Source organism: Clostridium sp. AM25-23AC (assembly GCF_003435125.1).
GTDB lineage: Bacteria > Bacillota > Clostridia > Lachnospirales > Lachnospiraceae > Pilosibacter > Pilosibacter fragilis.
The window spans coordinates 46,007-72,580 of the sequence record NZ_QWGI01000016.1 but is presented as its reverse complement, the minus strand read 5'-3'; the positions used below and the strand labels follow the sequence as shown (position 1 = coordinate 72,580).

General features: G+C 45.1%; 24 protein-coding genes. 13 read left to right on the top strand and 11 right to left on the bottom strand.

Features of this window, described 5'->3' with window-relative positions:
- Nucleotides 1-69 precede the first annotated feature (69 nt).
- Nucleotides 70-909 (top strand): TIGR02452 family protein, encoded by an 840-nt coding sequence (locus tag DW677_RS10930; RefSeq protein WP_117567224.1) that lies wholly within the window; start codon nt 70-72, stop codon nt 907-909.
- Between the two features lie 262 nt (nt 910-1,171).
- Nucleotides 1,172-1,816, top strand: a complete 645-nt coding sequence (locus tag DW677_RS10925) for a hypothetical protein (protein ID WP_117504365.1) — start codon at nt 1,172-1,174, stop codon at nt 1,814-1,816.
- Here the strand turns inward: DW677_RS10925 and DW677_RS18170 are convergent.
- The 7 genes from DW677_RS18170 to DW677_RS10895 all read right to left on the bottom strand — a co-directional run bounded on the left by DW677_RS18170 (nt 1,782) and on the right by DW677_RS10895 (nt 6,825).
- Nucleotides 1,782-2,033, bottom strand: coding sequence for a hypothetical protein (locus tag DW677_RS18170; RefSeq protein WP_015554488.1), 252 nt, complete (start codon nt 2,031-2,033; stop codon nt 1,782-1,784). The genes DW677_RS10925 and DW677_RS18170 overlap by 35 nt on opposite strands.
- Entirely contained in the window at nt 2,030-2,341 is a 312-nt protein-coding gene (locus DW677_RS10920; RefSeq protein ID WP_117504363.1) for a hypothetical protein, read from the bottom strand. The genes DW677_RS18170 and DW677_RS10920 overlap by 4 nt, the downstream gene beginning before the upstream one ends.
- 262 nt (nt 2,342-2,603) lie before the next feature.
- A complete protein-coding gene (locus DW677_RS10915; protein ID WP_181968342.1) occupies nt 2,604-3,116 on the bottom strand; it encodes a hypothetical protein in 513 nt (170 codons plus the stop codon).
- A gap of 22 nt (nt 3,117-3,138) precedes the next feature.
- Entirely contained in the window at nt 3,139-3,456 is a 318-nt protein-coding gene (locus DW677_RS10910) for a helix-turn-helix transcriptional regulator (protein WP_015554491.1), read from the bottom strand.
- A gap of 191 nt (nt 3,457-3,647) precedes the next feature.
- Nucleotides 3,648-4,799 (bottom strand): DHHW family protein, encoded by a 1,152-nt coding sequence (locus DW677_RS10905; RefSeq protein ID WP_117567222.1) that lies wholly within the window; start codon nt 4,797-4,799, stop codon nt 3,648-3,650.
- A 28-nt stretch (nt 4,800-4,827) separates the two neighbouring features.
- The gene (locus DW677_RS10900) at nt 4,828-6,231 is read right to left on the bottom strand and encodes an MBOAT family O-acyltransferase (protein ID WP_117567220.1); all 1,404 of its coding nucleotides are present in this window, start codon (nt 6,229-6,231) and stop codon (nt 4,828-4,830) included.
- Between the two features lie 9 nt (nt 6,232-6,240).
- Nucleotides 6,241-6,825, bottom strand: coding sequence for a hypothetical protein (locus DW677_RS10895; protein WP_117567218.1), 585 nt, complete (start codon nt 6,823-6,825; stop codon nt 6,241-6,243).
- Between the two features lie 204 nt (nt 6,826-7,029).
- Here DW677_RS10895 and DW677_RS10890 point away from each other — a divergent pair, with 204 nt between their 5' ends.
- Entirely contained in the window at nt 7,030-7,761 is a 732-nt protein-coding gene (locus tag DW677_RS10890; protein ID WP_117567216.1) for an immunoglobulin-like domain-containing protein, read from the top strand.
- Between the two features lie 210 nt (nt 7,762-7,971).
- Here the strand turns inward: DW677_RS10890 and lexA are convergent, their stop codons facing one another.
- A complete protein-coding gene (lexA, locus tag DW677_RS10885; RefSeq protein WP_015554496.1) occupies nt 7,972-8,589 on the bottom strand; it encodes a transcriptional repressor LexA in 618 nt (205 codons plus the stop codon).
- A 179-nt stretch (nt 8,590-8,768) separates the two neighbouring features.
- On the opposite strand from lexA, the gene DW677_RS10880 reads away from it, so the two are divergent.
- The 3 genes from DW677_RS10880 (at nt 8,769) to DW677_RS10870 (ending at nt 13,224) form a co-directional block, all read left to right on the top strand.
- The gene (locus DW677_RS10880; RefSeq protein WP_117470292.1) at nt 8,769-9,083 is read left to right on the top strand and encodes a LysM peptidoglycan-binding domain-containing protein; all 315 of its coding nucleotides are present in this window, start codon (nt 8,769-8,771) and stop codon (nt 9,081-9,083) included.
- Between the two features lie 179 nt (nt 9,084-9,262).
- Nucleotides 9,263-10,396 carry an exonuclease SbcCD subunit D gene (locus tag DW677_RS10875; protein ID WP_117567214.1) on the top strand — a complete coding sequence of 378 codons (1,134 nt, stop codon included), beginning with the start codon at nt 9,263-9,265 and terminating at the stop codon, nt 10,394-10,396.
- The gene (locus tag DW677_RS10870) at nt 10,393-13,224 is read left to right on the top strand and encodes an SMC family ATPase (RefSeq protein ID WP_117567213.1); all 2,832 of its coding nucleotides are present in this window, start codon (nt 10,393-10,395) and stop codon (nt 13,222-13,224) included. Before DW677_RS10875 ends, DW677_RS10870 begins: the two co-directional genes overlap by 4 nt.
- Before the next feature lie 46 nt (nt 13,225-13,270).
- Here the strand turns inward: DW677_RS10870 and DW677_RS10865 are convergent, their stop codons facing one another.
- Nucleotides 13,271-14,473 (bottom strand): nucleotidyltransferase family protein, encoded by a 1,203-nt coding sequence (locus DW677_RS10865; RefSeq protein ID WP_117567211.1) that lies wholly within the window; start codon nt 14,471-14,473, stop codon nt 13,271-13,273.
- Between the two features lie 361 nt (nt 14,474-14,834).
- Between DW677_RS10865 and DW677_RS10860 the strand changes: the two genes are divergently transcribed.
- The 5 genes from DW677_RS10860 to rpmF all read left to right on the top strand — a co-directional run bounded on the left by DW677_RS10860 (nt 14,835) and on the right by rpmF (nt 18,807).
- Nucleotides 14,835-15,167, top strand: a complete 333-nt coding sequence (locus DW677_RS10860) for a cyclic-di-AMP receptor (RefSeq protein WP_015554501.1) — start codon at nt 14,835-14,837, stop codon at nt 15,165-15,167.
- A gap of 259 nt (nt 15,168-15,426) precedes the next feature.
- Nucleotides 15,427-16,428, top strand: coding sequence for a phosphate acetyltransferase (gene pta / locus DW677_RS10855; RefSeq protein ID WP_117470288.1), 1,002 nt, complete (start codon nt 15,427-15,429; stop codon nt 16,426-16,428).
- Between the two features lie 99 nt (nt 16,429-16,527).
- Nucleotides 16,528-17,721: an acetate kinase gene (locus DW677_RS10850; RefSeq protein WP_015554503.1), complete on the top strand. Its 1,194-nt coding sequence runs from the start codon at nt 16,528-16,530 to the stop codon at nt 17,719-17,721.
- Nucleotides 17,722-18,094: 373 nt separating this feature from the next.
- Nucleotides 18,095-18,622, top strand: coding sequence for a DUF177 domain-containing protein (locus DW677_RS10845; protein ID WP_117567210.1), 528 nt, complete (start codon nt 18,095-18,097; stop codon nt 18,620-18,622).
- Nucleotides 18,623-18,624: 2 nt separating this feature from the next.
- A complete protein-coding gene (rpmF, locus tag DW677_RS10840) occupies nt 18,625-18,807 on the top strand; it encodes a 50S ribosomal protein L32 (RefSeq protein ID WP_015554505.1) in 183 nt (60 codons plus the stop codon).
- Nucleotides 18,808-18,927: 120 nt separating this feature from the next.
- On the opposite strand, the gene DW677_RS10835 is transcribed toward rpmF, so the two are convergent.
- Nucleotides 18,928-19,965, bottom strand: a complete 1,038-nt coding sequence (locus DW677_RS10835; protein ID WP_117567208.1) for a DegT/DnrJ/EryC1/StrS aminotransferase — start codon at nt 19,963-19,965, stop codon at nt 18,928-18,930.
- 945 nt (nt 19,966-20,910) lie between these two features.
- On the opposite strand from DW677_RS10835, the gene DW677_RS10825 reads away from it, so the two are divergent.
- On the top strand, nt 20,911-21,672 hold the full coding sequence (locus DW677_RS10825) for a creatininase family protein (protein WP_117470286.1): 762 nt from the start codon (nt 20,911-20,913) through the stop codon (nt 21,670-21,672).
- Nucleotides 21,673-21,817: 145 nt separating this feature from the next.
- On the opposite strand, the gene DW677_RS10820 is transcribed toward DW677_RS10825, so the two are convergent.
- Nucleotides 21,818-23,917 carry a glutamine synthetase III gene (locus tag DW677_RS10820; RefSeq protein ID WP_117567206.1) on the bottom strand — a complete coding sequence of 700 codons (2,100 nt, stop codon included), beginning with the start codon at nt 23,915-23,917 and terminating at the stop codon, nt 21,818-21,820.
- 837 nt (nt 23,918-24,754) lie between these two features.
- On the opposite strand from DW677_RS10820, the gene DW677_RS10815 reads away from it, so the two are divergent.
- Nucleotides 24,755-26,503: a CTP synthase gene (locus DW677_RS10815; protein WP_117470284.1), complete on the top strand. Its 1,749-nt coding sequence runs from the start codon at nt 24,755-24,757 to the stop codon at nt 26,501-26,503.
- Nucleotides 26,504-26,574 lie beyond the last annotated feature (71 nt).

Here is a 26,574-nt window from a genome sequence, read left to right as displayed (position 1 = left end):
AGCGATTCCGCGGCCGTTTTCATAGCGTTAGATCTGAAATTAACAGAGAGAAAAAGGAATGATAAACATATGAGCAGTTTTGAGAATGTAGAGGTTTTTGAAGATACTAAAAAGCTGTGCGAGACAAACGGAAGGATTAAGGACACCCTTGCACGATCGGTGAAAAACCAGAAACTCATTCTGGAAGGAGAGGAGCTGTCTCCTGTGGATAAGACGCGTTTCTCGGATGAAGCGAAGATTGTTGTATCCACAGAGCGGACTTTCGAGGCGGCTGCAGGTTATGCAGGTCAGAAGGTGGCGGTACATAACTTTGCCTCTGCCACAAATCCGGGCGGCGGCGTGACAAGGGGATCCAGCGCACAGGAGGAATGTCTGTGTCGGTGTTCCGGCCTGTATTTCTGCCTGAGCGTACCGGAAATGATGAAAGGATTCTATTACCCTCATCGGAATGCAAAGAATCCGATCAACAATGCGGATATCATCTATACGCCGGATGTGACCGTATTCAAGACGGATACGGGCAGGCCGAAGCTGATGGATGAAAAAGACTGGTATGAAGTGGATGTGATCACCTGTGCGGCACCGAACCTGCGGGAACGGCCGAGCAACCGGTTCAACCAGGGTAACGGTGACCGGGCGGTAAAAGTCAGTGACCGGGAACTCCTGGAAATTCATAAGAAGAGGCTGACCAGGATTCTGGATGTTGCCGTACTGAACGGTGACGAAGTGGTGATTCTGGGCGCATTCGGATGCGGAGCATTTCAGAATAAGCCGGAAGTGGTGGCGCGTGCTGCCAAAGAAGTGATTGCGGATTATCTGTACGCATTTAAAACCATTGAATTTGCGGTCTATTGCCCGCCGCGGGATGATACGAACTTCAAAGTGTTTAAGCGGGTGATGGGAGCGTAAAGAATTGAAAGGAGACAAGCGATGGGAGAAAATTATGCATATATGGATGCCGATGAGGTGATGGAATTGCAGGATATTAAAGTTGGTGAAATAACCCGTGCAAAAACATGATTTTTGAATAGCAAAAGAAAGGCAGTCTCTGCTTAGGTAGGGATTGTCTTTCGTATATTCGCAAGAATTAAACCGCAGGTTCAATGCAGTTTTTCCTGTGCCGTGATATAACTGTCGTATCAGGGATATTACGGGAAAGGAGAAACTGTCCATGGATACTGTAAAGAGAATTGCAAAGCGAATGAGTCCGAAGGAAAACAGAAAGAGTTACAAGGAAGAATGTTCCGTTTTCCTGTCACATCGGAAGAGAGAATCATTATGGGAAAGGATTTCCATATGGAAAGAGGACGTCATCTGTATTTATCAAAGACTGCGGTACGGATACTGTTACCGTGACATCTGGTCGATTGACCAATGGTTTCTTACGGTTGTTCCGAACATGATTCATGACCTTCGTGTCAACAGCCATGGTTATCCCAGCTTCTTTGAAGGACCGGAAGAAGAAAATATCCGGAAATGGGATCGTATCCTGGGAAGAATGGAATTTCTGTTCCGGGAAGCAAATGAGGATACATGCAGAAAGAAGAATCTGTATGAGGAAGAGCATGACCTGGCACAGGAAGAATTCACGACAAAATACGGCATGTTCGGTGAGAAGCTGAAGACGGAAGAGGAGATTGCGAGAGAAAAGCGGGAGCATACACACCGGTTGTATATGATGAGCGATGTGCCGGAATATGTAGAAATCTCGGGAAAGTGGCTGGCGGCAGAGGGCGAACTGCGTGAGTATCGGGACCAGTGCCTGAAGCAGGGCATGGAGCTTATGACGAAGTATTTTCGGAACCTGTGGGATTGATATGCAGGGACGGACAAAAAGGAAGAGGTGGGGAATCGAAGGAGGATTCCCTGCCGCTTCTGTCATGGGCTTTCTGTTTCTTCCGGTAATATGCCTTGCCGTTCGGCATGGTCCGCGTTGCCGGGTTCAAAATTCCCCAGGTAGAACGCTGTGCGGAATGGTATGTCTTTTGTGCTTTCTTACTCTGTTTGCTGATCGGAACAAATGATTTCTTCATGCGGCACCTCGATTCTGTCCCAGTGTTTCCATGATGTTATTGCAGAATTCCATGTAATCGTTGTGTCCGAAAAGAAGCATCTTGTTGCACAGCAATTCCATGGATTTCTCAAATTCCGCCGTATCTTTCTTTCTGACTTTGCAGATAATGATGTGGTACGGGGAATTGTCCCGTGAGAATTCACTTCCGAACCGCACGGAAACATGGTTCTGTGTGAGCAGGGAATCTGCAAGATAGTCCTTGTGGTCGATGTACATATATGGGACGGACAGGATGGACCGGCCGTCCAGTCTCAGAAAATTTTTCATAGGCTCCTCCTTTGTGATAGCTGTCTGTAAGGAAAATGTTGCGAAATTTGCATTCCGCAGCCGTGGTGCCTGAAACCGTACCCTGGCACCGGCGTGATCACTCACGGGTTTTCTACAGGGAAATTGTTTACCTTTTTATTTTTTGAATTAATTTACCATGAACCGAAAGATACAATGGATAAAAGATAACAAAATAATCTATGCCACTGAACATTAACAAGACCATCTGCATTTTTAAAATGACCCTGTACGGAAAAATCATTTAAATGTCCGCTTCAAACAGGAAAGTCTGATTGTACCGGTCAAGGGCAATCTGCATTTCCATGATCTCACCGGAGATGCATTCATAATCACGTTTTACCAGTTCTGGATCATAATTGGTGTAGCGGTATTCAGGAACGGCATTTCTGGAGCTGAATGCATGGGAAGATTCCCTCATTTTTGGCAGATATTTCCGCATGGTGTCCAGAGTCGCTTTGCGGGAGCTAAGTTGTGCCATTCTTACCAGAATGCTGTCGACACTCATTTCCGTATCGCCTACCCTGATCTTTGCGGTGGCATTGGCCAGGTTTAGGGCGTGCTTGATGATGACGGCTTTTCGGTCGATTTCTTTTAACGTCTCAGAAACGGCGGAATAGTCATATTTCGGGATGACCGGTTCCTCGCCGACAGCGGCAACGTAAGTGCGGGATGACGCTTCCTGGGCCTCCCAGTAAGATTTTTCGTCCGCCAGACTTTTGAGCAGTTTATTGGCATAAGCCGAAGTTATTTTCATAATGTGTTTCGCCTCCTTCGCATCACTTCCTTATGACACGATTATAAGGCAGGAGAGAGAAGATGTCATTGAACCACTGGTTTAAACTGACCCATAAACGAGGAATATCCCCGTCAATGACGAGGATATTTTCAATACTGGTATGTAATAATCTGCTGAGAATGATAAAGTTGTCCAGGCTCGGCAGCGATTTTCCGGCGATCCACTTATAGATTGCCTGTGGGTTTTCAAAGCCGAACGCACCCTGGATCTCGCGGATCGTATAGTTTTGCTCCGAAAGCAGCTGCTTTATCCGCTTCCCGGTTTCCACGGGCTGGATTGACAAATACATCGGTTCCATTTGCATCCCTCCATGATTCTGTACTATCCCGAAACACTTGCTTTCATTCTATCACGAACGCAGCGGATTGAACAGCGAAATTTATCCGGCCGGACGGTTTATTTAGAAAGCTGATTGGCATGGACAATAGAAGGTGGGCGAGTAAAATCTGTTTTGATTTTGGCAGATCAATGCTTCTGCAAGGTTTACAATCAGGTCAATGTCTCACTATGATTCAGTACCGATGTACTGTACAGAAACAGTACATCCTGATTCTTAAATTCTATAAAACGTTCAAGTAAATCTGCCCTCAGATACCGGATATCCACCAGAGTGATTTTGGCATACCCTTCCGAAAGAAGAGGCGCGATACTGCTGCCAAAGGAATCCCGGAAAATGACAAGCTCTTTGTCCGATTTACAGTTCGGATTCTCGATGGTTATCAGGGAGCGGGGACCGGAAAGAAAGATCTCATAAGGATCTTTGCCGGATTTTTTCTCCATATTGTAGATGGAACCCATCGTCTGATCCTCATGATTGGTCACGATACAGCCATCTAAAACATCATTGGACAGGTAATATAGCGTTTCCGGCGGCAGTGGAAGAGCAGACTGACCATAATATACACCATAAAAAGGGACATCCAACGCATATTCTGTGTAAGCTCCTGAGATAGACGTCCCCATGCCCTCCGCAAGAACAGCTGCCGTCTCTGGAAGCTTCTCCTGACGCCAATGGGTATCGGTCTTATAGTAATCCGTAATATCCAGCGTTCCTGTGATATCGATATAGTCTGCGTAGTTCATGTGATTCCGCATCACATGGAACAGTTTTTCATAGTCCATGGAGAGGTATCCATGTTTCTCCGCAAGAAAGTAGCTTTTATCCGGGACAATGGAGAGATAGATATTCATCTCCTTGCCAGCCAGATATTTCTCATAGATATATGCAAACCGGTCCGCTGCATGTTCCAGAGAATCCATTTGAAGCGGATATTCAAGCTTTGCTGCATAACCATCCTGTATATAAATATCATGATTATCAAGCTGACCAAACACATCGTAGGTGGTATAGGCTTTCAACGTCCGGAACTGATCTCGCAGCGGAAATTGATCAAGAGTATACTTTTCAAATTCCATCATAAAGCTTCCATCGGACATGGTATCCGGGGAAAACTTCGGGCGCTGTGCAAGCTTTCGCCGTTCGTTGTCAGAAAACTCCTGGGGCGGCAGCAGCCAGGACGCCATGGTAAGGCTAACAAATACGACTCCCAGCACAACCACTGTAACTATGTTGTTTATATGATTGATATTTTTTGCATTGTTTGTATTCTTCATGCTTTTTATATTCTTACATTCTATCATCTATCATTCCTTCCCGACCTCAGAATTCCTAAAACCTGAAATAAAGAAATGGGTTAAAGGAGCCATCCACAAGAAAAGCCGTACAGATAAGCAGCAGGGCTGAAAGTGCCAGTGGTTCTACGAATAACATAACTGCTGTTCCTGTTTTCCATTGCTGGATCTGTCTGTAAAAGGACTTTGGAATCGGTGTCGCACCAAGCAGGGCTATCATCAAGACCACAAAATAGCTGCGGAAATAGTAGCTGCATGCTTCAGAAATCAATGGATATCCGCCTGCTCCAAACATGGCTTTCAGATACGAGAATGCCTGGGGCATATCAGTGGCATCAAAGATCACAAAACTGATTGCAGCAGCAGTCAATACATAGATGCGGTTTAAGACATGGCTCTTTTTAAGGATTTCCAGAAGCCATATCTTCTCCAGAATCAGCAGCAGGGCAAAATAAAGTCCCCAGATTACGAAATTCCAGGCGGCACCATGCCAGAAGCCCGTCAGCATCCAGACCAGGAATATATTAAACAGATGCCGCGGTAAACTTACATGACTGCCTCCCAGAGGAATATAGACATAATCCCGAAACCAGGTGCCGAGAGACATATGCCAGCGACGCCAGAATTCAGTTATACTTTTCGAGATAAAAGGATAATTAAAATTTTCCAGAAAATCAAATCCAAATAGCTTTCCAAGTCCGATGGCCATATCACTGTATCCTGAAAAATCAAAATATACATGAAGGGTATAGGCGACTGCATAGAGCCAGAAGAAAAGTACCGATTTATCATCCGAAGTCCGGAAGATGCTGCACAATTCTCCAAGCAGATTGGCGATCAGAATCTTCTTGCCGAGTCCTAAGATAAATCGGCGGATTCCCTGAGCCGTCTTGCCCATAGTATGAATACGCCCCTTCAACTGTTCTGCAATATCCGAATAGCGGACGATGGGACCGGCGATCAGCTGAGGAAAGAGTGCCACATATGCAGCCAGGTCTATCGGATTTCTCTGGGCTTTCACATCCTGCCTGTATACATCCACCGTATAGCTGAGTATCTGGAAGGTATAAAAGCTGATTCCGATGGGAAGTGTGATGTTAAGCAGGGAAATCGAACATCCGGTGACGGCATTTACATTGCGGATAAAAAAATCTGCGTATTTAAAATAACCAAGCATGAGAAGGCTGGATGAAACCGAAAGTGCGAGAAAAAGCCTGGCAAGCTTCGGAACACCCTGATAACGCTCGATCAGCAATCCAAATATATAAGCCATCAGGATGGCAAACATCATCCAAATCACATATCTCGGTTCTCCCCAGCCATAGAAAAAAAGGCTGGAAAGCAGGAGAACCGTATTTTTCAATGATCCCGGTGCTGCTGCATAGAGGATCAGGACACCGGGCAGCAACCAGAATAAAAATGGTATGCTCGAAAAAAGCATAGGTTCCTCCTAATCAAGTACAGCCGGTGCATCCACCAGAACGGTGGAATCCGGTGCCACTTCCGAGCAGGCCTCAACCAGATCATCGACACATTCCTCAGCGCCATATGCCATCATGACATAATCCGCAACCGAGATGACAACCACTTTATCCGGGAATCCGCACATCCAGTGCTGACCTTGAATCTCAGCTTTGTAATCCTCGGCAAATTCTTCTGCTTTCGAGGTGTCCTTAAGCTTCGCAAAGGCGGAACTGAAGGTGTTGGTGTTCATCATATGCTGCAGGGTAGCTGTATCATCATCCAGCATATCATAAAGCTCATCATTTACATGAAGAAGATACTCAAATATCTCCTTATTCTCATCAGTCATGGCGAATTTTGCCGGCGCTTCCGCTTCATTCTCTGCATCACCGCCTACAGCTGCAAACTGCCTGTCCTCGCCAAAAGCATCCCAAACTTCTGTATAAAAATCAACCGCCGATTCAATCACCGTCTCCGGGGATTTCGTCGGTTCATCTGCAGGCTTGCTGCCGCATCCTGCCAGAGAAGCAGCCATGGTAAGAGTCAGAAGCGTTGTAATTGTTTTTTTCATATTGAAAAATTCCTTTCATTATAGGTTTTTGCTTATCAGACTTTATTATCTCAGAAAACCAGGTATAAAGCAAGGCGGGTATAAAAACAGTAAGAATTGTAAAAAAATGTAAGGAAAACTTTATGGCATATGGTCAGGAGTTTATTTATAATAATAATAGAAATGTTGTCTTGTAATACAAACATATGGAGAGGCGGTGTCATAATGAGAAAAGAATTATTAGTCATATTGGGAATCTCCGGCCTGCTTCTGGCCGGCTGCCATACTGTACCCAATGCAGCGCAGGAAACAAACACGATCGCCCCTACTGGTTATGCTTCTGAAGAGGTACAACGCATCTCTTTATTTTATGATGGTTCCCTGTATTTGTATAATGCCACCGGCTTTGATTTCCAACAAAAGGGAAGCTGGGAGTATTTAGGTCAGATAGCCTTTGTGAATAATTTGGAATATCCTACAAAAGATTTAAACGGCACCCATTTAAACGTAGGGCAGGAGGTTTACAGGGATCCGGAATCTCCTCAAAAACTATATGTAAAGTATGATTCAGGTTTTGCACTCTTTGAAGCAGAAAAGGCTACAAAGGAAGAAACTGTGGAGTATCTTGATTATGTACATGCGGAAATTAGGCTGGCAACTTCTGACAGCCTTCAGCTGAAGCTTTCCAATGTCAGCAATGAAACGATAATCTATGGAGAAGCGTATACAATGGAGGTCTTTCGGGATGATAGATGGGAGAAACTTCCGGTTTTACCCGACGATTATGGTTTTATAGAGATTGCCTACGAATTGGAACCCGGAGAATCTCGGTTTATGGATATAGATTTTGCATGGTTATACGGAGAACTCCAGAAAGGCAGATATAAAATGATAAAAGAGATCTATTTGCCGGACGGCAGAGTATATTCGGTACCGGCAGAATTTGAAATACAATAAAACATGAAGCCCCACCGGATCTCGAATGATGTCGTATAGTCATAGATATCCAGTGGGGCTTTTTCTCTGAGCCATATAAGATGTCTGCCTTTTTCGAGCGGCAAGTCATCGTGAGTTCATCACGGTGGGAGTGAGATCTCCGGCGGGGAGAGACGTTCCTCGAGGATCACAGTGATTCTTTAAGAACTATCCGTAAAAATAAAAATCGGTTTAATTCATCATACGGAAAAGACCGATGACCTTTCCGAGGATCTCGACCTGGTCAAGAATGATCGGATCCATCGAGGAATTTTCCGGTTGGAGACGGAAATGGCCGTTTTCCTTATAGAAAGTTTTTACAGTTGCGGAATCGTCCACCAGAGCAACGACCTTATCACCGTTTTCAGCGTTTGGCTGCTTTGCAACGATCACTTTATCGCCGTTGTAGATTCCGGCCTCGATCATACTGTTTCCTTTTACCTTCAACATAAATACTTCCTTATTTGGAAGAATTTCTGCAGGAATCGGGAGATAATCTTCGATGTTCTGTTCTGCAAGGATTGGCACTCCGGCAGCGACCGTACCGATCACCGGCACGTTTACGAGTTCGCGTCTCGTCAGGGCGAAATCGTCATCAAGGATCTCGATCGTTCTCGGCTTTGTCGGATCACGACGGATATAGCCGTTTTTTTCCAAGGATTCCAGATGAGAGTGCACGGAGGAAGTGGACTTTAAGTGTACCGCTTCACAAATCTCGCGCACAGCCGGCGGATAACCTTTCTTTAAGATCATTTCTTTTATATATTCAAGTATTTCTCTCTGCTTATCAGTAATTTTTCCCTGACTCATGAAATCCCTCCTTTTTTCATCTGTATACATAGTACCATAAAATACGGGAAAAAGCAAACCTTTGTTCGAAAAATACCGAAAAAGAATTGACAAACATATGTTCGTGTGATAGAATTTGATACAGAACAGATGTTCGCAAACGTAAGTTTGGACTCGCTGGATACAAAGGAGGAAGCTGTATGAAGAAGTATTTGATAGCCCTTGTTATGATTGTAATGATTATGTCCTGCTTTTTCGGAAAGACTCTGGTTATGGCGAATGAAGAGAGTGATGATACAGTCTATAACCGCTATTATACGACGATCGAGGTAGAAAAAGGTGATACACTCTGGTCGATTGCAAAAACTTATTATCACCACTCCGGTATGTCGGTACGGGAATACGTTTATGAGCTGAAATTGATAAACGGAATGGTTTCAGATGAGATACGCGCCGGAAATATGATCTCCGTGGAATACTATGCGGAGACACCGGGGAATCCGTATATAAAGTGATCCTCAAAAAGATGTTTCCCGGATATGAGTGTTGCGGTAAGAACCGTTTTTTGACCAGAGAATAAGATCCCATGGACAGATATATGTTCCGGGGTCTTATTCTTTATAAGACAATGGCTTGCTATTGCCGGTGAGAGACATTACAATAGGATTAACAGCAGAGACCACAGGAGGCACAGATGAGATTATTCCATTTATCAGATCTTCATATCGGAAAGAGAGTGAATGAATTTTCTATGATCGAGGACCAGAAATATATTCTTGAAAGGATCCTGGATCTCGCGGAGAAGGAGATGCCGGACGGAGTGATCCTGGCAGGAGATATCTATGATAAACAGATTCCCTCCGCGGAAGCAGTTCAGGTGTTCGATGAGTTTATCACAAAGCTGGCGGAGAGAAAATTCCCCATCTTTGTTATCAGCGGAAACCATGATTCTGCGGAACGACTGGCTTTTGGAGGAAGACTGCTAAACAGCCGGGGAATTTATCTCTCCCCCGTCTATGATGGAACTGTCATGAAAATTCCGATCGCAGATCAGTATGGGACGGTCTGGATCCATCTTCTTCCGTTTATCCGTCCGGCAGCTGTGCGCCGCGTATTTGAAGATGAGTCAGATTTGATTACAGATGTCCAGTCTGCAGTACGTGCAGTGATCAGCCACATGGAGATCGATCCGAATGAGAGAAATATCCTCGTGGCGCACCAGTTTGTTACAGGAGCGTCCCGATGCGAATCGGAGGATATCCAGGTCGGAGGTCTTGATAATATTGATGCCTCAGTCTTTGAGGCTTTTGATTATACAGCCTTGGGGCATATCCATAGTCCTCAGAATGTGGGAAAGGGCATGGTGCGGTACTGCGGAACGCCCCTGAAATATTCCTTCTCTGAGACGGATCAGGAAAAAACGATCACGGTCGTGGAGATGGAAGAAAAGGGAACGGTAAAGATCAGACTTCTGCCTTTAAAACCATTTCGGGATATGCGAAAGCTCCGGGGAACATATATGGAACTGACTGCCCGTTCGTTTTATCGGGATATGAACTGTGAAGACTATATTCAGGTAACGTTGACGGATGAGGATGATGTGCCGGATGGACTTCAGAAGCTGAGAGTCATCTATCCGAATATTATGCAGCTTTTGTATGATAATCAAAGGACAAGAGCCAGCAGCCAGATTGACGCGGTTCAGGATGTAGAAGAAAAAACAGAGTTAGAACTGTTCCGGGAGTTTTATGAGCTTCAGAATAACCAGCCTATGATGAAACAGCAGGAAGAGTTTGCAGAAAAATTGATCCGGGAGATAAAAGAATGAAGCCAAAAAAACTGGTGATCAGTGCTTTTGGCCCCTATGCGGGAGAGAGCACGATTGATTTTGAAAAACTTGGAGAACACGGGCTCTACTTGATTACGGGGGATACAGGTGCCGGTAAGACAACGGTCTTTGACGCAATCACATTTGCCCTGTATGGGGAAGCGAGTGGGACTGTGCGGGAATCCGGAATGTTCCGCAGCAAATACGCAAAGGCAGAGACAGAAACATTCGTAGAATTGACTTTTTCCTACCAGCGAAAAGAATATAAAATCCGGAGAAATCCGGAATATCAGACCCAAAAGAAACGCGGAACCGGATTTACAACGAAAAAAGCAGATGCGGAGCTCTTTTATCCCGACGAACGTCAGCCTGTTACAAAGATGGGGGCAGTGACAAAGGCGGTAACGGAACTTATGGGGCTTGACTATAAGCAATTTACCCAGATCGCGATGATCGCACAGGGGGATTTTCAGAAACTCCTGATTGCAGGAACTGCCGAACGTGGGGAAATCTTCCGGCAGATTTTTCATACGGAAATCTATCAGACGATTCAGATACGTCTCAGGGACGAAGAACGGAGAAGAAGAAAAGATTACGATGAACTGCGCCGGAGTATCAGCCAGTATTTGAATGATGCCAGTTTTGAGGAGGATCCGGCTGCCGGTCAGGAGTTCCTTGCTTTAAAGAAAGCCGGTTTCGAGGGGAAAATAACTGATGGAATCAATTTACTGTGTGCTGAGACGAAAAAAGAGCAGGAACGTTTGGAGATACTGGATGAAACTCTAAGGAAAATTGAAGAGCAGATTTGCAGTGTTAGTGAAAAAAAGGGAAAAGCGGACCTACTAAAAAAGACAGCAGCTGAACTTAAAGCAAAACAGCAGGAGTTGGAGTTACTGCAGCCGGAATATGGACGGGTGCTCGCTGAGTGGAACAGGATAGAAAAGCAGGAAGGAACACGCGAGAAACTGACAGAACGGATTCAGAAACTTGAACTTAGCCGTCAAAGCTTTATCGAGCTGGATAAGACTCGTGAAGAGATCGCCGGAAAAGAAAAGCTTCTTTTGAAGATTCAGGAAGAAAAAAAGGAAAATGAAAATCAAGTCAGCAGCCTCCAGAAAGAACTGGAAGACAGGCGCGGGGAGAAAGAGCATAATCTGGGAGTGCCGGTAGAAAGAGAACGGCTCACACGTGCAAAAGAGAAACTTTTACACCGAAAAAATGAACTGGAAGAACAAATGAACCGGGTGGAGTCTATCAATAGAGAGTTAAAAAATGCTCAGGAGGAATACCGGAGTGCTGTTGATCAGTGCGATGAGATTCGCAGTGTCTATGCACATCTTGAACGCTTATTTTTGGATGCTCAGGCTGGAATTCTGGCCCAAAATTTACAGGCTGGAATGCCCTGCCCGGTATGCGGTTCGATTCATCATCCGGCTCCGGCGAAACTTTCAGAAGAGATTCCGGACCAGAAGGAACTGAAGCGAAAAGAACAGGAAAAGGCGCAGGCAGAAGAAAAGGTCCAGAGACTTAGTGAAAGAGCCAGCTTTTTTAAAAGGAATTTAGATCAGGAAATGAGAAATACAGCTGAGCTGATCTGCGGAACGGAAAAAAATCTGGTCAAAGAGGCCTTAATTGTAACTGGTCCAGACGAGCTTGTGACTGCAGCAGATCCGGTAATTGAAAAATTAGATGATGAACTCCGGGCTTTGGAGATCCGCATAAAAGCGAACACAGAACAGCAGAAAGTGCTGGATGGATTGGGTGGTATGATAAACCGTCTGGAAACAGATCTGAATGTTGCAGGAGAAAGAAACAAAGAACTTGCTCTTTCAGAACAGAATCTGGTGACAGTATTAACAATGCTGCGGAAGCATGTGGAAGAGTTTCAGAGAAAGCTGGAAGGTCAAAATGCTGTGGAGATTGAAAATAATCTGCAAGCCATGAAAACCAGAAAAAGTGAACTTGATCAGGAAGCAATTGACGCGAAAAAGGCTCTGGAGCGATGTCAGAACCAGAATGCCAGTCTGAATTCAGCAGCGGAAGCTCTTAAAAAGCAGATTCGGGGATTCGAAGATATTCCAGAAAAAGAACTTTCAGAGACAATGGAATATTTGGAAACAGAGAAGGCAGAGACATCAAAGCTTCGTGAAAAAATACATTCGTCCTGGCACAATAATCTCAGAATCTATGAAGCTGTATGTGGCCAGCAGGGCAGAATGGAACAGACGGAAAAGGAATATGTCTGGATCCATTCCCTTGCGGATACGGCAGGCGGAACATTAAACGGTAAAAGTAAAGTTGAACTTGAAACCTATGTCCAGATGGCATATTTTGACCGGATCTTACGGCGGGCGAATCTTCGGCTGATGACGATGAGCAGCGGACAGTATGAGATGAAGCGGCGGGAAAGTGCTGACAATAAAAAGGATAAAAGTGGGTTGGAGCTAAATGTCATCGACCATTACAACGGAAGTGAGCGGAGTGTAAAGACACTTTCCGGAGGCGAGACTTTTCAGGCATCTCTGTCTCTTGCACTTGGCCTTTCAGATGAGATCCAGTCTATGGCCGGTGGAATCCAGATGGATGCCATGTTCGTGGACGAGGGGTTTGGTTCTCTGGATGAAGACGCATTAAATCAAGCAGTAAAGGCATTGGGAAATCTGGCAGAAGGGAAAAAACTGGTTGGCATCATTTCTCATGTTTCAGAGCTGAAAGACAGGATCGACAAGAAAATTGTAATAACAAAAAATCGCAGCGGAGAGAGAGTTGGAAGCAGCATAACGGTATTAGGGGATTATTCAGCCGATGGGGTGTCCGTATTTATGTAAAAACGTTGGGAGCCAACGGAGAGTGGCTCCCAACGAAAATATATATTTATGGAATCATGACAGGTGCCTGTGTAAATTCGTTTTTCTGCGATTTCCCGGATTTTAGTTCCCGCACCATCCTGGTGAGTTCAGACGCAGTTAGATTTTTCTTAAAAAGTTCATACGCGGAAGAGGAGAGGATATTTTTTGCGTCAGCAGTTTTTGCAATAACCGGGATATCACAGTGCCTTTTTAATTCTGAAAGAAGCAGTGAGGAAGATCTTTTGAATCCCAGGATCCGGATCCATGGAGCACGGAATAAATCTGCAAACATACACTGGTCTTCGACGCTAATATCAAGCATGAGATTCATGAGTGCACGGCTGACTCTGGCATAAGTATACTGTCGGTCTTTCCTGAGAGCAGTCAGAGTATCCGTCCGAAAGAATTCTAATCGGTTTTTATAGAGCTTTGCCGCAAGATCTCCCGGCATTCCGAAAATATTCTGAAGTTTCTCCAGATCGGAAGTTAAAATTTTCTGATTCAGGAGGAGAGAAAAATCATTTGGGAACAGCGGAACCTCAGATTCTTCTTTCATGCATTCAAAATGCGAATCCGGTAGAACAGCAGCGAGAAATTCCAAATCCTGCGAAAAAACTGCTTTTCGGATAGCTGTTGCGGAAGCGAAGGAGCCGTTCCGATCCTCAGAATGGTAGCCTGGGTCTGAGCGTTTCAGAGTCCAAGGACTAATATCGGAAGAGAATTCTTTTAATGCTTTCAGATATTCAACTGCGAGAATGTCATTTGGAGAAGCTGGCACAGTCTCTTTCTTTGCGAGAGTCAGAGCCTGCGGGTATGTGAGACCACTTCGAAGACCTTCGCGGATCAGGGCGGACTGTTCGTTCGTTTCCAATGCGGAATGATCAGCCAGTTGCCACAATTCTTCGATATTGCCGGATTCACTGCCAAAGGAAAGGACATCGATCATTCCCATATGGTGAAACAGAGAGACGCCGCAGCGGGCAAAATCTTGGGCAGCGCTTAAGGTTCCAAAGATCGGCATCTCGATCACGAGATCAGCCCCTGAGAGAAGGGCAGAGCGGGTACGGAAGGTTTTGCTGTACATTGCCGGAATCCCCCGCTGTACAAAATCACCGCTCATGACAACGACAATGAAATTGGCGCCTGTCTGGCGTTTTGTCTCTTCAATCTGATATTTATGGCCATTGTGGAACGGATTATATTCTGCGATGATAGCGGCTGTTTTCATGGTGTAAACTCCTTAAATAAAGTCGATCAGTGGTCAAAAATAAATTTGCAGTTCTTTCAGATTTTCAGTTCTTTTGGCAGAGTGAAATTGATTTATTGCTGCGAGTAAGGCAGTGTCATACCGTGCCGAAAATACAAATCATTATTTAATAATATAGACGAAACAAAAACTTAATGCAATATTTATTGTTATCAAAGGAAAAATGTGATATACTGCGTTTAAACAATGTGTGAAAGTTCTGACGATTTCACAACTGAACAGATGTCAGATTTTTACGCATATGTTTTTAAGACTATATTTTACATCTTTGCGGCGGTCACCGCAATCTTTGGAAATAAGACGCAGAAAGGATGGATGCTATATGAAACTGATTTACGCAATTATCCGTTATGACAATGAGGACGATGTTACAACTTCTCTTACAAAACACAAATTCAGTGTGACACGTCTTTCTACTACCGGTGGATTCCTGAAAAAAGGTAATACAACTCTGATGATCGTTACTGAGCCGGAACGTGTCGACGAGGCTATCGATATTATTAAGAAGGAATGCGGTCATCACCAGAAGATCACCATCAATATGCCATATGTATCCGGTTCCTCTATGGTTCATTGTGCAACCATGCCGATGTCTGTCGATGTGGGAGGAGCAACGATCTTCGTTGTGGATGTTGAGCGGTATGAAAAGATCTGATAACAGAAAATAGATGGGGAAAAAGTGTTCTTCTATATTCCAGACGGAAGGGATCGGCGATAACAGATCCTATGAAATTGTAAGAGCTTTGGCAGTCTTTGCTTGCCGAAGCTCTTATATTTTTATTATTGTTTTTAATTTAACGAGAGGTATTGAAAAAAGTGCAAAAAATTGGGGAATATAGTCTTGTATCCAGTATTTAGCTGCGATATAATAAAAACACGTATGAAAACCTATATTGAGGAAGGAGTCAATCATCATGGCATTTATTGATCTTATGAAGGAAAAGGCAAAACAGGATGTAATGACCATCATCCTGCCGGAGAGCAACGATAAGAGAACTCTTATCGCAGCAGCACAGGTATTAAAGGAGAAGACAGCTGACCTGATCATGATCGGAAAAGAGGAGAAGATCATGGATGGTGCTCACTGGCTGGAAGTGGACCTTACAGGTCTTAAAGTCGTAGATCCGGATACAGATCCGAAATTCGACCATTATGCAGAGACACTGTTCAAATTAAGAGAGAAAAAGGGCATGACTCTCGAGAAAGCACAGGAGATCTTAAAGACAGACTACATCACATACGGCGTTATGATGGTAAAAGAAAAAGACGCTGACGGACTTGTTGCAGGTGCTTGCCACGCAACAGCTGATACATTGAGACCGGCTCTTCAGATCTTAAAGACAGCTCCGGGAACAGAGCTTGTATCCGGTTTCTTCATCATGGACGTTCCGAACTGCGAATACGGTGCAAACGGAACATTCCTCTTCGCTGACTGTGGATTAAACCAGGATCCGACATCTGCAGAGCTCGCTGCAATCGCTGACAGCTCCGCTAAGAGCTTCCGCGCACTTGTTGGAGAAAAGCCGATCGTGGCTATGCTTTCCCACTCCACAAAGGGCAGTGCGAAACACGCACTTGTAGATAAAGTTGTAGAAGCTACAAAGATCGCAAACGAGAAGTACCCGCAGCTTGACCTTGACGGTGAGTTACAGCTTGATGCTGCAATCGTTCCGTCCGTAGCAAAGGCAAAAGCAAAAGGAAGCGAAGTTGCCGGACATGCTAATGTACTGATCTTCCCGAACCTTGACTGTGGTAACATTGGTTACAAGCTGGTTCAGAGACTTGCAAAAGCAGAAGCTTATGGTCCGATGCTTCAGGGTATCGCAAGACCGGTCAACGATCTTTCCCGTGGATGCTCCGCTGAGGATATCGTTGGTGTAGTAGCCCTCACAGCTGTACAGGCTCAGATGGCTTAATCCATAATTGCTCAACAACATAAGGGAACGGCGCATAATCGATATGAGGAGACGGCGTTCCCTTTTTAAACTTAATTTAAACAAGGAGTTTTATCTGTCATGAATATTTTAGTTATCAACTGCGGAAGCTCTTCCTTAAAGTACCAGTTAATCAACTCTGACACAGAGGCAGTCCTTGCAAAGGGTCTTTGTGAGAGAATCGGTATCGAAGGAAGCCAGATCACATACCAGCCGGCAGGCGGAGAGAAGGAAGTTACTGTTTCCCCGATGCCGACACACACACAGGCTATCCAGATGGTATTAGACGCTCTTACAAACAAGAAGAGCGGCGTTATTGCAAGCCTTGCAGAGGTTGGCGCTGTTGGTCACCGTGTTGTACATGGCGGTGAGAAGTTTACTTCTTCCACAGTGATCACAGATGAGGCTATGAAGGCAATCGAAGAGTGCAACGATCTTGCGCCGCTTCACAACCCGGCAAACCTGATCGGCATCCGCGCTTGCCAGGAGCTTATGCCGAACGTACCGATGGTAGCTGTATTCGATACCGCTTTCCATCAGACAATGCCGGAGGAGGCTTATCTTTACGGTCTTCCGTACGAGTACTATGAGAAGTACAAAGTAAGAAGATACGGCTTCCACGGAACATCCCACAGCTTTGTGTCCAAGAGAGCTGCTGAGGTTGCCGGAAAACCGTACGAAGATTTAAAGATCATTGTTTGCCATCTTGGTAACGGCGCAAGCCTTTCCGCTGTAAAGAACGGCAAATCCGTAGATACAAGCATGGGTCTCACTCCACTTGAGGGACTTATCATGGGAACTCGTTCCGGTGATATGGATCCGGCTATCATGGAGTTCATCGCTAAGAAAGAGAACCTCGACATCGCAGGCGTTATGAACGTTCTGAATAAAAAGTCCGGTGTTCTTGGCCTGTCCGGCGTATCCAGCGACTTCCGTGACATCGAGGAAGCAGCTGAGGCTGGCAACGACCGCGCAGCGAAAGCTCTTGCAGCTTACAACTACCGTGTTGTTAAGTACATCGGTGCTTACACAGCGGCTATGGACGGCGTAGATGTGATCGCATTCACAGCAGGTCTTGGTGAGAACGGCAAGTCCATGAGAAAAGCTGTTTGCGAGCATTTATCCTACCTTGGCATCAAGATCGACGACGAGGCTAACAGCGTAAGAGGAAAAGATATCGTAATCTCCACACCGGATTCCAAGGTTAAAGTTATGGTAATCCCGACAAACGAGGAGCTTGCGATCGCAAGGGAGACCCTGGCTCTCGTAAAATAATTTTTGACAGTTTGTCCGTGCGGATATCTGCATGGTGAACTGATTCGCAATGACGCTGACCCGTTCGGAACCCTGTGAGAGCAGGAGATGAGCGGGTTGGCTTCTGTGCTGTCTGGAGGTTTTAACGTCTTCAGGACGGCTTTGAAGCCCTCACGACATACGCTGGGGTTTCTTACAGGTACGAAAATATTTCGTTCCTGGTGCTCTTAATGCGCGCTCTGGCGCGGTTAAGAATTTGTCACAAGAATATGGTTTGAGCGCAGAAATGCATGAAAAATAGAGCTTTTAAAATTTAATATTTTATTAGAAAAATTGTTGACAAATTGTTCCTGTTCATATATAATATCTTAGTGCGTATTAGGAGAAACATAATATGCTGATTAATTTATCTGAAGTTTTTACTCTGGAAGGCAAAGAGAAAACCTGGGAAGTACCGTTTGAAGCGAAAGCTTACAATGGCTCCCGAGTTGAGTATCCGGTGGTTTCTGCGAACCCGGTAAAGATCACTGTAAAAAACCTTGGAAACAGAAAGCTGAGTCTTACGGGAAATACTTCCGTGACTCTTGCGATTCCCTGTTCAAGATGTCTGGAACCGGTGAATTACACCACAGATATTGAGTTTGACCAGGAGATCGATATGAATGCTTCCGATGAGGACAGAGTGAAGGACTTGGATGAACAATCTTATTTATCTGGTTATAATCTGGATGCCGATATGCTGGTTTGCAATGAGTTATCATTGTACCTGCCTATGAAGGTCCTTTGCAAGGATAATTGCAAGGGAATCTGCAGTAGATGTGGAGCAAATCTCAACAAGGGAGATTGCGGCTGTGATACATGGGTTCCTGACCCGCGGATGGCAGCCATCCAGGATATTTTCAAACAGTTTAAGGAGGTGTAACCATGTCTATCTGTCCTAAGAATAAATCTTCCAAAGCGAGAAGAGACAGCCGCAGAGCGAACTGGAAAATGTCCGCTATGAACTTAGTAAAGTGCAGCAAGTGCGGTGCTTTAATGATGCCTCATAGAGTATGCAAGGCATGCGGCAGCTACAACAAGCGTGAAATCGTTAAAGTTGAAGACTAATTAAGAATTATGAGATCCTCCGGTGGTTTTCCCCCGGGGGATTTTTTCGTCTACAGCAAGAAGCCAGATACCGCGGTATCTGGTTTTTTGCATTTGAAGCTTTTCGTTGTTCCTGCATATTTATCTCGTGAAATTTTCAGAATAATCCATTAAGATCTGCGCGACATACTGCATATCAGAAGGTGAGAAGCGCTGATCGCAGGGAAGGGATATAATGTGGTCATAAATGTATTGTACTGATGATTCCGGTAGCGGATGAACCAGCGGTCCCATTGGCCAGTAGACAGTCGAGAGAATCTGGTGATCTGTCAGGTATTGCTGTAATTCGCTGCGTTTTTCGGCATACAGGCAGAAATGGCTTGGAACAGCAGACTCCGGAAGTTCGGAAAAGACTATCTGCACACCGCGAAGCGGTGCTGCAAGGGCTTTTAAAAGTGCAGCATAGTTTTCACGCCTTGTCCTGCAAATGGAATCGAAGTCAGCATGGCGTAGGAGATATTCTGAATTATCATCACTGGCAAAGCTATCAAACATCTGACGAAGTCGAAGTTCTCCCTCCCAGAAAATATCTCTGTTTTCTGTCTCGATGGATTCTTTGCGTTGCTTGAGATGTGTTAATTCTACCGGCAGAAGAGGTGTTTCAAAGGTTCCGTTTCGTTTAACAGCAAATCCCCCGCAGGCAACCCCCATCCATTTTCGGAAGCTTCCGGCAAAATAATCACAGAGAGGATCGATACCGTCAGCTGAAAGCATGGAATGAGTTGCATCTTCAAAAATAACAACTCCTTTTTCTTTGCAGGCTTTAACAAAGCTGTGATCATAGTTGCAGAAGCCATAGTAACCGCAAAGAGATAAAACACTGATTTCATCGATAACTGCTGTGTCAAAAATGCTGTGCAAATTCTGGTCCAGCTCATAAAATTTCAGCTGATATCCGGCTTTCTTAAAAGGAGCAAGGACCGTTCCACAGGTATACATAGGCACATACGCGACTTTACGCGTATCGTACCGTGCAATATCCTGTAAACAATAATAGATACCGCATCGTCCGGACATGGTAAATGCCAGATCATCACCAGGTGAGCAGATACGCGAAAAGTATCCGTTTTCGATAGGTGTGTTGGGTTCGTAGTGGAACATACCACCAATTTTTCGCATGTTTCATTTCCTCCTTACCAGTAGAAAAAGGTTACACGGATGTTTTTGTCCGTTAGCTAAAAACTCATTATAATTATAATAGATTGTTAATAAAAACGAAAGCTTTATTTTGTGCAATAATAAATTTCCTATTACACAAAAGGAACACAATAATATCATTAATAATTATTGTTTTATAATATGATTGCCAAAGCATAAAAAGAGTGTGTTAGGCAGTCATGAAAACTTCTGAAAATGCTGTCATAATAAAAAATAATACAAAAAATTAACGAAATAATGAATATCTTTTTTTATTGTTAAGAGAAAGCTAAAATTATTGACAATCCTATTGGCATAGACTATACTTATTTTAGCAAGAATGGTACGAAACTTTTAAATTGTCAGATAAAAATTCAATGCAAAAGAGGCACAGGAGGTTATTAACAGTTAAATTTTAAGTCAAACGTCCGTGAGACTTGGTGCGTGATTCTGCTCAGCGTAAGCTGACATATTCTTTACAGAATCACTGTACATCCTCGTGGAGCGTTTATCTCAGTCGGAGACTAACTCCCACTGAGACTAATTTGTTATTACTCGCCACCTGAAGAGGTGAGAGTCTTCTCGACTGAGATAAATCATATAGATAGATGTTGAGTTTTATAGGATATAGGGTAGAGTACTATTAAAAGGAGTTAATACTCTGAGTAAATATTATTCTATACATAAATTTTCAAAAATTATAGGCGTATCTGTTCAGACATTACGAAATTGGGATGTCAATGGAAAGATATCAATAAAAATGTTGAAGGATTCATTATGGACGCAAATGGTTACTACAGCTTGGATAAGGTTAAGGTTGCACAGTAATTAACGGCAACACAGTAATTGATGAATGTCGGGCTGTCTGGTTTTCGGATCGTCCGATTTTTCAGCAGATAATAATTATTATGTGAAAGGAAAGAAACTATGAGACTTGAAAATTTGACTTGGCCGAAAGCACAGGAATATTTTGAAAAAAATGATATGGTACTTATATCTATCGGCAGTATTGAGTGTCACGGTCGTCACATGCCGCTTGGAACCGATACACTGATTCCAAATCATTTGTTGGAGAAAATCGAGAAGAAGAGTGATGTTTTGATTGCTCCGACCATTCCATATGGTTCCAGCCCAGGTTTAGCTCCGTATCCTGGTTCAATTGATATTGACAGCGAGGTACTCTATCAGTTTTGCCGTCAGGTTTTCCTGAGTCTGTATCGTCACGGCGCAAGAAAATTCGTTTTTCTGAACGGACATGGCGGTAACATCAAGATGATTCAGCGCCTTGGCATGGAATTCGAGGATAAAGGCTGCCTGGTTGCTATGCTTAACTGGTGGCTGATGGCATGGGATATGAACCCAGCATGGAAAGGCGGTCACGGCGGCGGTGAGGAAACAGCTGCGATTCTTGGAATTGATCCGTCTTTAGTTGACAAGAGTGAGATAGGTGGTGAACTCCAGTTTAAGCACCTGTCTGATAATCTGAAGACAACTGGTTTCCGTTCTGTTGAGTATAAGGGAGTTACCGTTGAGATTCCCCGCAAAACTCCGCATGTTACAGACAACGGATGGATTGGACCGGATCATCCGAGTACCGCTACAGAAGAGTGGGGCAAGGAAATGCTCGAGACCACAGCAAACTATATTGTTGATTTCATGGAAGAGTTCAAGAAAGTTAAACTTTCATAAAGCAATGCCAGAGTGGATAAGAACGTGACGCTGAAAATGATTGCAGCAATTTTAAATGCAAATGGCGCATAGTAAAATATGATACGAAAAGACCGTCGGCCCAGATTTCTCTGGTAACCGGCGGTCTTCCCTATGAGCAAAACAATTAAATGTAAAAGAGCAATGCATCGTATGTCGGATACGGGAGATAATCCTCCGGGATCAGGACTTCCGCATCGTTGACAGCCAGACGGAGCGTTTCCATCTCGGCAAGGATCGTGTCATGGTAGTAAGTACCAGCCTTTAAGTAGTCATCCATGCCTTCCGCAGTACCGATCATATCCTTTAAGATATCAAGCTCATCAGAGATCGTATCTGCGAGTCCGGAGAGCTTTGTGATCAGCTTTTCTTCCGCCTTTGTTGTAATGCCAGGAACAAGCTCTTTCTTGGTGCTGCCTGTGCATGCGAGATCATTTACATAGGAGAACAGAGACGGAAGGAAGTCTTTCTGTACCATTTCCTCCATAGTCTTAGCCTCGATATGGATCGTTTTTGCGTAATCCTCAAGAAGGATCTCGTAACGGGAGAAGAGTTCTTCTTTTGTCAATACATGATGCTTTGTGAAAAGCTCGATGTTCTTTTCGGCAATTAAATGCGGAAGAGCTTCCGGCGTCGATTTCAGGTTCGGGAGTCCGCGTTTCTTGGCTTCCGCTAACCACTCATCGGTATAGCCGTTGCCGTTGAAAATGATCCTTGCATGGTCTGTGAAGGTATCCTTTAAAAGCTTGTGGATCGCCAAATCAAGCTCTGAGCCGGTAAGCCCTTCTAAGACCTTGCAGAAGCCTGCGAGAGACTCTGCAACTGCTGTATTTAAGATCACGTTCGGACCTGACAGGGAGAAAGAGGAGCCCGGCATACGGAACTCAAACTTATTTCCTGTGAAGGCGAACGGTGATGTACGGTTACGATCTGTGTTATCTTTTGTGAAGTGCGGGAGTACCTTCGGGCCGATGGACATCTGAACGGCACCCTTTCCTTCAAAATATGTTTCGGATTTAATGGAATCGACAACAGCCTCCAGCTCTTCACCTAAGAACATGGAAACGACTGCAGGCGGTGCCTCGTTTGCTCCGAGACGGTGATCGTTTCCGGCCGTTGCAACGGAGATTCTTAAAAGATCCGCATAATCATCAACAGCTTCCACAACGGCTGCTAAGAACAGTAAGAACTGTGTGTTTTCTGCCGGTGTCTTTCCTGGATTCAGAAGATTTTCACCGGTATCCGTGGAGAGTGCCCAGTTGTTATGTTTTCCGCTTCCGTTGATGCCCTCGAACGGTTTCTCATGGAGCAGGCACGCAAGGTCATGGCGGTCAGCAACCTTCTTCATCATCTCCATAACGAGCTGGTTGTGGTCAACAGCAACATTGACGGTTTCAAAGACAGGAGCAAGCTCATGCTGCGCAGGAGCAACCTCGTTGTGTTCAGTCTTTGCCGGAATTCCGAGCTTCCAGAGTTCTTCATTTAATTCTTCCATGAAGGCTTCCACTCTCGGCTTGATGGAACCAAAGTAGTGGTCATCCATTTCCTGTCCCTTCGGAGCCGGAGCGCCGAATAAGGTACGTCTGCAGAAGATCAGGTCTTTTCTTAAGCGGTAGCACTCTTTGTCTACCAGGAAATATTCCTGTTCAGCGCCTACCGTAGTGTTGACGCGTTTGACATCTGTTTTTCCTAAAATGTGGAGTAAGTGGGTAGCTTCTTTGCTGACAGCTTCCATGGAGCGGAGCAGCGGAGTCTTTTTATCGAGTGCCTCGCCGCTGTAAGAACAAAAGGCAGTTGGGATACAGAGCGTATGTCCCTTGATGAATGCGAAAGAGGTAGGATCCCATGCGGTATAGCCGCGGGCTTCGAAGGTAGCGCGTAAACCGCCTGACGGGAAGCTGGACGCGTCCGGCTCACCTTTTACGAGTTCTTTTCCGGAAAATTCCATGATTGCTTCGCCGACACCGGTCGGAGAGAGAAAACTGTCATGCTTCTCAGCGGTGATGCCTGTCATCGGCTGGAACCAGTGGGTGAAATGGGTAGCGCCATGCTCCAGAGCCCATTCTTTCATGGCAACAGCTACAGAGTTTGCGACATCCAGTTCCAGATGGGAACCGCTGTTGATGGTCTTTGCAAGTGCTTTGTAGATATCCTTCGGGAGACGTGCTTTCATTTCGGAGTCGTTGAATACAAGACTTCCATACAGTTCAGGAATGCTTTTGCTCATAGATGTTTCTCCTTTCAACTCCGCTGGGGAACTTCTTTGCTCCCATATGCGGGAAATTATACTTGATTTGCTGCCTGTTCCGGGGTGGGGAACAGACAGTAGTCACTTTACGGATCGATATTTAAGTATAGGGGGTTATGGGGAAGATCCGTAAAATGCGAGAAGGGCACCGGGGTGTATGTTTCATGCACCCAAGCGCCCTTGCTCTTATGGTGGTATAATATACTCGTTTTTCAGGATTTGTCAACACATTTTTTTGAATCTTTTTTTGATCACAGACAGCGTTCCTATTATTAAACATTTTTCTGTTTCGGATGGTCTTACAGTTGTTCTGCCGTTTCAAGGAGTCAAAACAGTTTTAAACAATTCTATGTCAGGACATAAGAATCGTCTTTTCAGGCTGCGAATCCCGTATGGAAGGAATTGGATGAAAAAACTTTAACAAACTGCGAAAAAACTACTTTACAAATTTGAAAAAATGGAATATAGTAGTTCCATATTTTTTTAGCGCAGTCAATACCTATGAGCAATTAATCCTGCGTAAAAATAAGTTTCATAGTGATGGAATGAATTAGACAAAGGTGTCAGAGTCTTAGTACTTCTGTCACCTTTTTTTACTTGAAAGCGTTGTCAAGCGGTTAGACATTCTGCGTGCCTGCACGCAGTGAAGAATAGGCATTTGACGGCCAAGCCGGTATGGTAAGCAGGGCGATAGCCCGGATTACGAATGCTGGCGGTAGCTGCGGGAGTGCCGAAGCCACGGAGCAGCTGGCTTTCAGCATTATATGAAACTACAGTTTCCCCACATTAACAGTAATATAAATTTGGAGGTAAGGTATGGCAGTTAAATACGTATTCGTCACGGGAGGCGTTGTCTCCGGACTCGGCAAAGGTATTACCGCCGCATCCCTTGGACGTCTCTTAAAGGCAAGAGGTTATCAGGTAACGATGCAGAAGTTCGATCCTTATATCAATATTGATCCGGGTACCATGAATCCGATCCAGCATGGAGAAGTGTTCGTCACAGACGATGGAACAGAGACCGACCTGGACCTTGGACATTATGAACGCTTCATTGATGAGAGCCTTGATAAGAACTCCAACGTAACCACCGGAAAGATCTACTGGACCGTTCTTCAAAAAGAGCGTCACGGAGACTTCGGCGGAGGTACCGTACAGGTGATCCCACACATCACAAACGAGATCAAAGCAAGATTTTACCGCGCGAAATCCCCGGATGAGGACCGCATCGCGATCATTGAGGTCGGCGGTACCGTCGGCGATATCGAGAGCCAGCCGTTCTTAGAGGCGATCCGTCAGTTCCGCCACGAGATCGGATACCAGAACTCAGTTCTGATCCATGTAACGCTTGTTCCATATTTAAAGGCATCCGGCGAATTAAAGACAAAACCGACCCAGCAGAGTGTTAAAGCCCTTCAGGGAATGGGAATCTTCCCGGATGTGATCGTATGCCGTACTGAGGTTCCGCTTGAGGATGGCATTGAGAGCAAGATCGCATTATTCTGCAACGTCCCGGAGGATCATGTGCTCCAGAACCTGGATGTTGAATATTTATACGAAGCTCCACTTGCAATGGAAAAAGAGCGCCTGGCCCAGGTCGTATGTGAGTGCCTGAACATTCCGTGCCCGGAGCCGCAGCTCGGCGATTGGAAACAGATGGTGGACGCGTTAAAGAATCCGACGAGCGAAGTGACCATCGCCCTGGTAGGAAAATATATCCAGCTTCATGACGCATACCTCAGCGTTATGGAGGCATTAAAGCACGGAGGCATCGCAAACCGCACAAAGGTATCCATCAAGTGGGTGGATTCCGAGTTCTTAACTCCGGAGATCCTCGATGACACCTTTGCCGGTGTGGACGGAATCATTATTCCGGGCGGTTTTGGTTCCAGAGGAACCGAGGGAATGATCCTGGCAGCCAACTATGCGAGAGAGAACAAGATCCCATTCCTCGGAATCTGCCTCGGCATGCAGATGGCCATGGTCGCATTTGCGAGAAATGTTCTGGGATATGAGGATGCAAACAGCTCCGAACTGAATCCGGATACAACACATCCGGTGGTTGATCTGATGCCGGATCAGAACGGTATTGAGAACCTTGGCGGAACCTTACGTCTTGGTTCCTATCCGTGTGTTCTCGACAAAAAGTCCAAGGCATATGCCCTTTATGGAACAGAATTGATCAATGAGCGTCACAGACACCGCTTTGAGATCAACAACCATTACCGCGATGATTTTACATCCCATGGCATGATGATCTCCGGTCAGTCCCCGGACGGTCATATCGTTGAGATGATCGAGCTCCCGGATCACCCGTTCTATGTGGGAATTCAGGCTCATCCAGAATTAAAATCAAGACCGAACCATGCACATCCGCTTTTCGCAGGCTTTGTTGAAAGTGCGGAGGAGCAGGGCGTACTCAGACGTGCAAAGAAGCTTCTCATGAAGAGAAATCATCTTTCCGAGCCGGAAGCGCACCGCTATCTCCAGAAGACCAGCATGGACACAGGAAGAACCATGACGGAGAGCGCCCATATGGTCACCATGCTGATCCATGAAGATTAATGTTTATCCCCGCCGTGTGCGGAGAGCCAAGCTGGACCTGCAAGTCGGTAATCATCCGGCACTTTACCTGG

Bases quoted from the DNA above. Each gene is read 5' to 3' on its own strand.
- DW677_RS10870 (WP_117567213.1), top strand. From the start codon at position 10,393: ATGAAGCCAAAAAAACTGGTGATCAGTGCTTTTGGCCCCTATGCGGGA.
- DW677_RS10905 (WP_117567222.1), bottom strand. From the start codon at position 4,799: ATGATAGAATGTAAGAATATAAAAAGCATGAAGAATACAAACAATGCA.
- DW677_RS10925 (WP_117504365.1), top strand. From the start codon at position 1,172: ATGGATACTGTAAAGAGAATTGCAAAGCGAATGAGTCCGAAGGAAAAC.
- DW677_RS10820 (WP_117567206.1), bottom strand. From the start codon at position 23,917: ATGAGCAAAAGCATTCCTGAACTGTATGGAAGTCTTGTATTCAACGAC.
- DW677_RS18170 (WP_015554488.1), bottom strand. From the start codon at position 2,033: ATGAAGAAATCATTTGTTCCGATCAGCAAACAGAGTAAGAAAGCACAA.
- DW677_RS10910 (WP_015554491.1), bottom strand. From the start codon at position 3,456: ATGGAACCGATGTATTTGTCAATCCAGCCCGTGGAAACCGGGAAGCGG.
- DW677_RS10875 (WP_117567214.1), top strand. From the start codon at position 9,263: ATGAGATTATTCCATTTATCAGATCTTCATATCGGAAAGAGAGTGAAT.
- DW677_RS10915 (WP_181968342.1), bottom strand. From the start codon at position 3,116: ATGAAAATAACTTCGGCTTATGCCAATAAACTGCTCAAAAGTCTGGCG.
- DW677_RS10890 (WP_117567216.1), top strand. From the start codon at position 7,030: ATGAGAAAAGAATTATTAGTCATATTGGGAATCTCCGGCCTGCTTCTG.
- DW677_RS10845 (WP_117567210.1), top strand. From the start codon at position 18,095: ATGCTGATTAATTTATCTGAAGTTTTTACTCTGGAAGGCAAAGAGAAA.
- DW677_RS10860 (WP_015554501.1), top strand. From the start codon at position 14,835: ATGAAACTGATTTACGCAATTATCCGTTATGACAATGAGGACGATGTT.
- DW677_RS10930 (WP_117567224.1), top strand. From the start codon at position 70: ATGAGCAGTTTTGAGAATGTAGAGGTTTTTGAAGATACTAAAAAGCTG.
- DW677_RS10850 (WP_015554503.1), top strand. From the start codon at position 16,528: ATGAATATTTTAGTTATCAACTGCGGAAGCTCTTCCTTAAAGTACCAG.
- DW677_RS10835 (WP_117567208.1), bottom strand. From the start codon at position 19,965: ATGCGAAAAATTGGTGGTATGTTCCACTACGAACCCAACACACCTATC.
- DW677_RS10825 (WP_117470286.1), top strand. From the start codon at position 20,911: ATGAGACTTGAAAATTTGACTTGGCCGAAAGCACAGGAATATTTTGAA.
- DW677_RS10815 (WP_117470284.1), top strand. From the start codon at position 24,755: ATGGCAGTTAAATACGTATTCGTCACGGGAGGCGTTGTCTCCGGACTC.
- DW677_RS10865 (WP_117567211.1), bottom strand. From the start codon at position 14,473: ATGAAAACAGCCGCTATCATCGCAGAATATAATCCGTTCCACAATGGC.
- pta (WP_117470288.1), top strand. From the start codon at position 15,427: ATGGCATTTATTGATCTTATGAAGGAAAAGGCAAAACAGGATGTAATG.
- DW677_RS10895 (WP_117567218.1), bottom strand. From the start codon at position 6,825: ATGAAAAAAACAATTACAACGCTTCTGACTCTTACCATGGCTGCTTCT.
- DW677_RS10900 (WP_117567220.1), bottom strand. From the start codon at position 6,231: ATGCTTTTTTCGAGCATACCATTTTTATTCTGGTTGCTGCCCGGTGTC.
- lexA (WP_015554496.1), bottom strand. From the start codon at position 8,589: ATGAGTCAGGGAAAAATTACTGATAAGCAGAGAGAAATACTTGAATAT.
- rpmF (WP_015554505.1), top strand. From the start codon at position 18,625: ATGTCTATCTGTCCTAAGAATAAATCTTCCAAAGCGAGAAGAGACAGC.
- DW677_RS10880 (WP_117470292.1), top strand. From the start codon at position 8,769: ATGAAGAAGTATTTGATAGCCCTTGTTATGATTGTAATGATTATGTCC.
- DW677_RS10920 (WP_117504363.1), bottom strand. From the start codon at position 2,341: ATGAAAAATTTTCTGAGACTGGACGGCCGGTCCATCCTGTCCGTCCCA.